The sequence below is a fragment of the Streptomyces katrae genome, from assembly GCF_000966975.1.
In the GTDB taxonomy this organism is placed as follows: Bacteria; Actinomycetota; Actinomycetes; order Streptomycetales; family Streptomycetaceae; genus Streptomyces; species Streptomyces katrae.
Map to the genome: position 1 here is coordinate 1 of NZ_JZWV01000811.1, position 8,690 is coordinate 8,690.

The window sequence follows — 8,690 nt, forward strand, 5'->3', positions numbered from 1 at the left end:
ATCGCCCGCACCCTCTCCGGCATGCCGATCCGCTAGCCGCGGGCTTCACGGACCCGGGGGTGCCCGCCCCCGACGACCCCGCGGGGCCGGTGGGGGGTGTGTGATCCCTGCCACTCCGGGGAGGGGTGGGGGTGGTTGGGTTGGGGTGATCGTCCGGGTTTGAGGGGGCGTTCGCCCCGGGATTGCGGGGCGGGGTGGTCCCGCGCCGCGGAGAAGATCCGGATGGCTGGCATGAGCGCATGGTGAGCGGGCATACACACCGTGAACTCGACCTCGAATACGGGTTCCGTCCGGGGGCGGCGATCAGTAATACTCGCCGCCACCGTGGATCGCGGAATCGACCGGGTGACCACCGGCCCTCCCGCCCCACACTGCGAGGAGGTGCGCCATGTGCTCTCACCAGCCCCCCTGCCCGCCCGCCGACAGCGCCGACCGTGACGCTGCCCGCACCGTGGCCTTCCATCCCGAACAGGGATGGAGCCTGCTCTGCAACGGCGTGGTGGTCTTCGACGACACCGGGGAACTGCTCCCCGAAGGCCGGACGGTGGAACCCCGTCGCCCGGCCCTGGTCTGAGCGAGGAGGCAGCATGCGCCAGCAGCTGATCCGCAAGCCCGTCCCCAAGCCCGCCCCCCGAGACCTGGACCTGCGCACACCGTCGGGCAGACCCCTCCCGTACTGACGGGAGCCCCCGGCTTAAGGCCTCCACCAGCTGGGACTCAGCCGGTGGAGGCCGCCGCACCGCCCCGGAACGCGGTCTCGTACGCCGCGTCGCCGATCGCCGCCCTGGCCTGCCGCTCCCCTTGGTCCCGCAGGGCCGTCAGCGAGGGCGAGCCCATCTGCGGCCGCCCCACCGTGCGCCACCACGCGTGCCCGGTGCCCAGCAACCGCGCCGCCAGTTCCCCGTCGCCCAGGCCGGCCACGGCCGCCGCGAGGATGTCCAGGCCGATCGCGATGCCGAAGCGGTCGTTCAGCAGCCGCTTGCCGGACAGCATCGCCCGTACGTGCCGGGCGGCCTCCGCGTGCCGGCCGAGCCCGAGCGCCGCGACGGCCAGGACGTAGTCCGCGTACGCCCGCATCCAGCGCTCGCCCAGCTCCACGCAGGCCGTGCGCAGCCCCTCCGCCTCCTCGGCGGCCTCCTCGAAGCGCCCGAGGTCGCACAGGGCGTACGCGCTCACCAGCCGGCACAGCAGCAGTCCCGCCCCGCTGCCCTCCCCGCCGTGTCCCGCCCGCGCGGGCGGCCCCGCCAGCGCGAGCGCCCGTACCGGGTCGCCCGGCATCAGGAGCGACACCGACCGCAGGTAGGCGGCGCGCAGCCGCCCCTCGGGGTCGCCCAGCGCCTCGGCGGCCCGTACGCACGCGAGTCCCGTCATCCGGGCCGCCCCCAGGTCGCCCTGGAGCAGCATCGTCAGCCCGAGCGCCCACAGTGCCTGGGCGTGCGCGGCCCCCGTGGGCGGGACCTGGGTCAGGGCCCGTTCCAGGAAGTTCCGGCCCTCCTGGAGGTGGCCGCAGGAGAACCAGAAGAACCACAGGGCCCCGGCCATCTCCAGGGCGGCCTCGGGGTCCGTCCCGAGCAGGTGTTCCAGGGCGGTGCGCAGCTGCGCGTGCTCGGCGCTCATCCTGCGGTACCAGTCCACCTGCGCCGGCCCCATCCAGGCCTCTTCGGCGGCCCTGGCGAGGGCGGCGTACCAGTGGGCGTGGCGGTCCGTGACGGTCCGTACCTCGTCCAGCTCCGCCAGCCAGTCGTGGCCGAACTCGCGGATGGTGTCCAGCATCCGGTAGCGGGTCTCGGACCCGCGCTCCCGCGACCGGCGCACCACGGACTTCGCGACCAGCCCCTCCAGCAGCCGCTCCACCCCCGCCGCGGGCAGGGGCCCGCCCGCGCACACCGTCCGGGCGGCGGCCAGGTCGAAGTCCCCGGCGAACACCGACAGCCGGGCCCACAGCAGCCGCTCCAGCGGCTCGCACAGTTCGTGGCTCCATCCGATGGTGGTGCGCAGAGTCCGGTGCCGGGCCGGGAGCACGGCGCGGCCGGTGTCGGAGAGCACCTCGAAGCGGGCGCCCAGCAGCCGCGCCATCCGCTCCAGGGTCCACAGCCGCAGCCGGGCCCCCGCCAGCTCCAGTGCGAGCGGGATGCCGTCCAGGCGGCGGCAGACCTCGGCGGCGAGGGCGGCCCGGGCGGGGTCGGCGAGGGCGGCGGCGGCCTGTGGGGAGGCGGTCATGACGCGGGCCCGGAAGAGGGTGAGGGCGTCGCTCTCGGGTCCCTCGCAGGGCAGCGGGCGGACCTCCAGCACGGCCTCGCCGGGGGAGCCCAGCCGTTCGCGGGAGGTGACCAGCACCGTCAGGCCGGGTGCGGACTGCAGGAGTTCGCCCACCAGGTGCCGGACGGGGGCGACCAGGTGCTCGCAGGTGTCGAGGACCAGCAGCAGGGTCTTGTCGGCCATCCACGTACAGAGTTCCTCGTCGAGGGACTGCCCGGCGTGGGCGGCGACGCCGATGGTCAGGCCGAGGGTGTGGGCGAGGGTGGTGGTGAGGAGTCCGGGGTCGCGCAGGGGGGAGAGCTCCACCCACCAGACGCCGTCGGGCCGGGCCCGGCCGCGGCGGGCGGCGGCGGCCCGCAGGGCGAGCCGGGACTTGCCGACTCCGCCCACCCCGGTCAGGGTGATCAGTCTTCGTTCGTCCAGCAGGCCGCCGAGGCGGTCGAGTTCGGCCTCACGGCCGACGAAGCTCGCCGTCTCCGGCGGCAGGTTTCCCGGCACGGCGCCAGATTCTGACGCATGGTCGCCACTGTCGGCACCTGCCTGACCGTGGTTGACCGAGTACTCACCGAACACGGTTGTATTGTGCGCGATCTCATTGCGCGGCAGTGCCGTTCGGGCCGGATCGGCCGCGGTGGGCCGCTGGGGGCCGCTCCGCGGGGGTCAGCCGGCCAGGGTGATCCGCCGTTCCTCGGAGAAGGCGCCCCAGTTGCCGTCCGGCAGGCGGGCACGGAGTTTCAGGGTCCAGACGGTGCCGGCGGGTTCGGTCGTGGTGAGGCGGTAGGAGGCCCGGCCCCGCGGCACCGCTCCGGCGCCGAACTGGATGACCGTGACGGGCCGGTCGTCGACGTAGAGCTGGTACTCGCTCGTCTCGTGGCCGGTGTCGGGGGCGGTCCAGCCCAGGTCGACCGTGCCGGGGGAGACGGCGGCGGTGAACGCGCCGGGGGCGGTGCCGGGGCCCTGGGCGGGGTCGGCGGGGGTGGTCACGGCGACCGCCGGCCCGTCGGGGGAGCTGTTGTCGGAGCCGTCGCGGGCGCGGACGGTGAAGGAGTAGGCGGTGCCGGGCTGGAGCCCGGTGAGGGTGGTGGAGCTCTCGGCGGCGCCGGCCGTGTGGATCCGGACCCCGCCCTGGTAGACGTCGTACGCCGTCACGCCCGTGTCGTCCGTGGCCGGGCTCCAGCTCAGGCGGACCGTCCGGGGGCCTTCGGCGCGACCGGTGGTGGCGGGCGGGGCGGTGGGCGGCAGGTGGTCCTCGGCCCTGGCGGCGGGGGTGGTGGCCCGCGCGGCGGGGCCGGGCGCGGAGTGGTTCCCGGCGGCGTCCCTGGCGCGGACGGTGAAGGCGTAGGCGGTCTGCGGGGTGAGGCCGGTGACGTCCACCATGGTCTTCTCGGCGGGGAGTTCCCGCACCAGCCGGCCGTCCTGGAACACCTGGTAGCCGGTGACCCCGTCGGCCGGGGCGGCCCGCTCCCACATGACGTGGACCGAAGTGGCGCTGCCCGCCCGGGCGGTGAGCCCGCCGGGGGCGTGCGGGGGCGTGGTGTCCTCGTCCGCCCCGCAGGCCGTCAGCGCGGGGGCGAACAGGCAGAGGACGAGCGCCGAGAGTACCGCCCCGGCGCGGCGCGGGGCCGTGATGGGTCGCACGGGGTGCCTTCCTCGTACGTGCTCTCGTAAAGGTCTAGACATATATGGCACGGCCGGGGGTGGCCGGACAAGACCCCGGTGGCCGGGACATGGCGTCCGTATGGCCGGGTTCGTCTTCTTCTGATCTCGTCTGGCATTATTGCGATCTCTTTGCAATAACAGATGATCTTAAACAGGGATGTGCACAGCATGACGGCCCGGAACGTACGGGGAGCCGCGGGCGCGGCGCTCGCCACCGCACTCATCACGGGCATCACGGCCTGCTCCCACCCCGCGGCCCCCGCCTCGGCCGACTCGGCCGTCGTCGGGATCGCCAACGAACCGGACAGCCTCAGCCCGCTCCTCGGCTACGGCAAGGACGGCAACTCCAAGATCTTCGACGGGCTCCTCACCCACGACGCGGACATGAAGCTGAGGCCCGCGCTCGCCGAAGCCCTCCCCGAGGTCTCCGCCGACGGCCGCACCTACACCTTCCGGCTCCGCCAGGGCGTGAAGTTCAGCGACGGCGAGCCCTTCTCCGCCAAGGACGTCGAGTTCACCTACCGCACCATCCTCGACCCGAAGACCAACAACGCCTCCAGGACCGAGCTGGACGCGATCGAGAGCGTCACCGCCCAGGGCCCCGACCGGGTCGTCTTCACCCTCAAGTACCCCTACGCGCCCTTCGCCGAGCGGACCGTCCTGCCCATCGCCCCCGAGCACGTCGCCGGCCGGCAGGACGTCAACAGCGGCGAGTTCACCACCAGGCCCGTCGGCACCGGCCCCTACGTGCTCACCGGCTGGTCCAAGGGCGAGAAGCTCAGCTTCAAGGCCAACCCCGGCTACTGGGGCGGCGAGCCCGCCGTGAAGAACTTCACCATGGCCGTCATCAAGGACGACGACGTCCGCGCCACCCGGCTGCGCTCCGGCGAGCTCGACGCCGCGATCCTGCCGCCCAACCTCGCCCGCGGCTTCGCGAAGGACTCCTCCCGCAAGACCTACGCGGCCAAGACCTTCGACTACCGCAACGTGACCCTGCCGACGCACAACCCCGTCACCGGTGACGTGGCCGTGCGCCGGGCGCTGGACATCGCCGTCGACCGGCAGGCCATGGTGGACAAGCTCCTCGACGACGCGGGCAAGGCCGCCTACGGGCCCGTGCCCACCGACAGCCGCTGGTTCACCCCGGGCACCGAGCGCCCGTACGACCTCGAACGGGCCAGGCAGATCCTGGACGAGGCCGGCTGGAAGACCGGCGAGGACGGCATCCGCGTCAAGGACGGGGTCCGCGCGGCCTTCCCACTCTGGTACACCTCCGGCGACAAGATCCGCCAGGACCACGCCCTCGCCTTCGCCTCCGACGCCAGGAAGGCCGGTATCGAGGTGAAGACCGAGGCCGGGACCTGGGAGGTCATCGAACCCCGGATGAAGACCGACGCCGTCCTCGCAGGCGGCGGCTCCCCGGCCGACCCCGACTTCGACCAGTACCAGCTGCTGACCTCCTCCCTCGCGGGCGACGGGTTCAACAACATGGCCCGGTACGACAACCCGGCCGTCGACCGCGCCGTCGCCGACGGCCGCACCAGCGGCGACCCGGCCACCCGCAAGGCCGCCTACGACACCGTGCAGCGCGAGCTCGCCCAGAACCCCGGCTACGTCTTCCTCACCCACATCGACCACCTCTACGTGGTCGGCGACAAGTGGGAGGGCCTGACCACCCAGGTCGAACCGCACGACCACGGCCTCGGCTCCGGCCCCTGGTGGAACGTGGAGACCTGGAAGCCGAAGCAGAAGTGACCGCCCTTCCCCCGCGCCCGCCCTGGGGGCCGATGGCCCGGATGACCGGGCGGCGGATCCTCTCCGCCGCCCCGGTCCTGCTCGCCGTCACCCTCGGCGTCTTCGCCGTCGCCGCGCTCTCCCCCTTCGACCCGGTCAAGGCCTACGCCGGCACCGCCGGACTCACCGCCTCCGCGGCCGAACTCGACCAGCTGCGCGCCAACCTCGGCGTGGACCGCCCGCTCCTCGACCGCTGGTGGGACTGGCTCACCTCCGCGCTCACCGGCGACCTCGGGAACTCCACGGTCCTGCGCCGGCCCGTCGCCGACGCCATCGCCGAACGCCTCGGCTGGTCGGCGCTGCTCNGACTGGCTCACCTCCGCGCTCACCGGCGACCTCGGGAACTCCACGGCGCTGCTCGCCGGCTGCGCCTTCGCCGTCGCCGTCCTCCTCGGCACCGCCCTCGGCGTGCTCGCCGCGCGCCGCCCGGGCGGACCGCTGGACCGGGTGGCCGGCGCCCTCGCCTACACCCTGGAGGCCGCACCCGCCTACTGGCTCGGACTGCTGGCCGTCTGGCTCTTCTCCGTACGGCTGGGCGTCCTGCCCTCCGGCGGACTCACCGACGCGGCCGCCACCGCGGTCACCCCCGGCCAGGTCGCCTCCCACCTGGTGCTGCCCGCGCTGGTGCTCGGGATCTCCCAGCTGCCCTGGTTCTTCCTCTACGTACGCCAGGGCGTCGCCGACGCCCTGGACGAGGACCCCGTACGCGGGGCCCGCGCCCGGGGCCTGTCGCAGCGGCGGGTCCTGCTGGGGCACGCCCTGCGCTCCGGGATGCTCCCGATGCTGACGCTCATCGGCTCCCGGGTGCCCGAGCTGATCACCGGCGCCCTGCTGGTGGAGACCGTCTTCAGCTGGCCCGGCATCGCCGCCGCCACCGTGCAGGCCGCCACCTCGGTGGACTTCCCGCTGCTGGCCGCGCTGACGGTACTCGCCACGGCCGCGGTCCTGGCCGGCAACCTGCTGTCCGACCTGCTCTACGGGCTCGCCGACCCGAGGGTGGGCTTCGATGGCTGAAGCCCCCCTCTGGCGCACCCGTGGCCCCGGCCGCCGCTCCACCCGCGCCCTGCGGGTACGGGGCTCGGCCGCCGTGGCCCTGCTGCTCGCCCTGGCCGTGCTGCTGGTGCCGCCGCTGGTCCAGCTCGACCAGCAGGCCGTCGACCTCTCCGCGAAACTGCTCCCGCCCTCGTGGGCGCACCCCTTCGGCACCGACGACGTGGGCCGGGACCTGCTGCTGCGGTGCGTCTACGGGCTGCGGGTGTCCCTGCTGGTCGGCTTGGTCGCGGCGCTCGTCGCCACCGTCGTCGGCACGGCCGTCGGCGCGGCCGCGGGGGCGCTCGGCGGCTGGACCGACCGGCTGCTGATGCGGGCCGTCGACACCCTCTCCTCCGTCCCGCACCTGCTGCTCGGCGTATTCGTCGTCGCCCTGTTCCGGCCCGGCGTCTGGCCGGTGGTGGCGTCCGTGGCGGTCACCCACTGGCTGTCCACGGCCCGGATCGTGCGCGCCGAGGTGCTCTCGCTGCGCGGCCGGCCGTACGTGGACGCGGCCGTCTCCGGCGGAGCCTCGCGGTGGCGCGTCGCGGTCCGCCACCTGCTGCCCGGGGTGCTGCCGCAGGCCGGGCTCGCCGCGGTGCTGATGGTTCCGCACGCCATGTGGCACGAGTCCGCCCTGTCCTTCCTCGGCCTCGGCCTGCCCGCCCACCAGGCCAGCCTGGGCACCCTCGTGCAGGGCGGCCGCGGCTCGCTGCTCGCCGGCGACTGGTGGCCCACGCTCTTCCCCGGCCTGCTGCTGATCCTCCCGACCCTGGCCATCGCCGGCCTCGCGGGCGCCTGGCGCGACCGCCTGAACCCCCGCCGACGCTCGGAGCTGAGCCTGTGACCCGTCCCGACCGTACCCCGACGACGCCGGGACCGGACGTGCTGCGCGTGCGGGGGCTCTCCGTGCGCTTCCGGATGGCCGGCGGGCGGTACGTCGAAGCCGTCTCCGACGCGGAGTTCCGGCTGGGGGCGGGGGAGTGCCTCGTGCTCGTCGGGGAGAGCGGCTGCGGGAAGTCCGTCCTCGCCTCCGCCCTGCTCGGGCTCCTCCCCGGCAACGCCGAGACCGCCGGATCCGCCCTCCTCCCCGACGGCCTCGACCTGCTCGCCGCCGACGAGGACACCCTGGCCCGCACCGTACGGGGCCGGCGCGTCGCCCTGGTCCCGCAGAGCCCCGCCGCCCACCTCACCCCGGTCCGCACCGTCCGCTCCCACCTGGAGGAGACCGTCCGGGAACTCACCGGCTCCCGCACCCCACGCGCGGCCGCCGAGGCCGCGGCCGCCCGGGCCGCCTTCCCCGCGAGCCACCTCGACCACCACCCCCACCAGCTGTCCGGCGGCCTCGCCCAGCGCGCCGCCACCGCCCTCGCCCTCGTCGGGGACGCCCCCCTGCTGCTCGCCGACGAGCCGACCACCGGCCTCGACCGGGACCTCGTCGAGCGCACCGCCGACGAACTGCGCGCCCACACCCGGGACTCCGGCCGCGCCCTGCTGATGATCACCCACGACCTGGCCGCCGCCCGGCGCATCGCCGACACCGTCGCCGTCATGTACGCGGGCCGCATCGTCGAACTCGCAGCCGCCGAAGCCTTCTTCGGCGAGCCCGGCCCGCGCCACCCCTACGCCCGCGGCCTGCTCGACGCCCTGCCCGAGCGGGCCTTCACCCCGATCCCGGGCGCCCCGCCCGAGCTCGGCGACCTGCCGCCCGGCTGCGCCTTCGCACCCCGCTGCGCCCTCGCCGACGCCACCTGCCGGACCGTCCGGCCGCCGCTCACCGAAGGGGTGGCCTGCCACCGTGCTTGAGCTCAAGGGCATCACCGCCGGATACGACCGCCGCAGCCCCGTCGTCCGCGACGCCCACCTCGCCCTGCACCCCGGCGAGGCCCTCGGCCTGCTCGGGCCCAGCGGCTGCGGCAAGTCCACGCTGGCCCGGGTCGCCGCCCTGC

The 8,690-nt window shown here is 74.7% G+C and carries 7 protein-coding genes and 1 pseudogene; 6 read left to right on the forward strand and 2 right to left on the reverse strand.

Features of this window, described 5'->3' with window-relative positions; genetic code table 11:
• The first annotated feature begins 388 nt into the window (after positions 1–388).
• A complete protein-coding gene (locus VR44_RS27140; protein WP_042809879.1) occupies positions 389–574 on the forward strand; it encodes a DUF5999 family protein in 186 nt (61 codons plus the stop codon).
• Positions 575–717: 143 nt separating this feature from the next.
• Here VR44_RS27140 and VR44_RS27145 read toward each other — a convergent pair whose 3' ends face one another.
• A complete protein-coding gene (locus VR44_RS27145; protein ID WP_045950245.1) occupies positions 718–2,757 on the reverse strand; it encodes an ATP-binding protein in 2,040 nt (679 codons plus the stop codon).
• A 162-nt stretch (positions 2,758–2,919) separates the two neighbouring features.
• Positions 2,920–3,897, reverse strand: a complete 978-nt coding sequence (locus tag VR44_RS27150; protein WP_245692279.1) for a fibronectin type III domain-containing protein — start codon at positions 3,895–3,897, stop codon at positions 2,920–2,922.
• A 189-nt stretch (positions 3,898–4,086) separates the two neighbouring features.
• Here VR44_RS27150 and VR44_RS27155 point away from each other — a divergent pair, with 189 nt between their 5' ends.
• The 5 genes and pseudogenes from VR44_RS27155 to VR44_RS27175 all read left to right on the forward strand — a co-directional run.
• Positions 4,087–5,673, forward strand: coding sequence for an ABC transporter substrate-binding protein (locus VR44_RS27155; RefSeq protein ID WP_045950246.1), 1,587 nt, complete (start codon positions 4,087–4,089; stop codon positions 5,671–5,673).
• A 32-nt stretch (positions 5,674–5,705) separates the two neighbouring features.
• A pseudogene (locus tag VR44_RS27160) lies at positions 5,706–6,726 on the forward strand (ABC transporter permease).
• Positions 6,719–7,588 (forward strand): ABC transporter permease, encoded by an 870-nt coding sequence (locus tag VR44_RS27165; protein ID WP_045950247.1) that lies wholly within the window; start codon positions 6,719–6,721, stop codon positions 7,586–7,588. The pseudogene VR44_RS27160 and the gene VR44_RS27165 overlap by 8 nt, the downstream one beginning before the upstream one ends.
• Positions 7,589–7,662: 74 nt before the next feature.
• Positions 7,663–8,547, forward strand: a complete 885-nt coding sequence (locus tag VR44_RS27170) for an ABC transporter ATP-binding protein (RefSeq protein WP_045950250.1) — start codon at positions 7,663–7,665, stop codon at positions 8,545–8,547.
• A partial coding sequence (locus tag VR44_RS27175; RefSeq protein ID WP_045950248.1) for an ATP-binding cassette domain-containing protein occupies positions 8,540–8,690 on the forward strand: 151 nt, incomplete at its 3' end. The genes VR44_RS27170 and VR44_RS27175, both read left to right, overlap by 8 nt.

Excerpts from the sequence above, each read along its gene's own strand:
- VR44_RS27155 (WP_045950246.1), top strand. The coding sequence starts at position 4,087 with ATGACGGCCCGGAACGTACGGGGAGCCGCGGGCGCGGCGCTCGCCACC.
- VR44_RS27165 (WP_045950247.1), top strand. The coding sequence starts at position 6,719 with ATGGCTGAAGCCCCCCTCTGGCGCACCCGTGGCCCCGGCCGCCGCTCC.
- VR44_RS27140 (WP_042809879.1), top strand. The coding sequence starts at position 389 with ATGTGCTCTCACCAGCCCCCCTGCCCGCCCGCCGACAGCGCCGACCGT.
- VR44_RS27170 (WP_045950250.1), top strand. The coding sequence starts at position 7,663 with ATGGCCGGCGGGCGGTACGTCGAAGCCGTCTCCGACGCGGAGTTCCGG.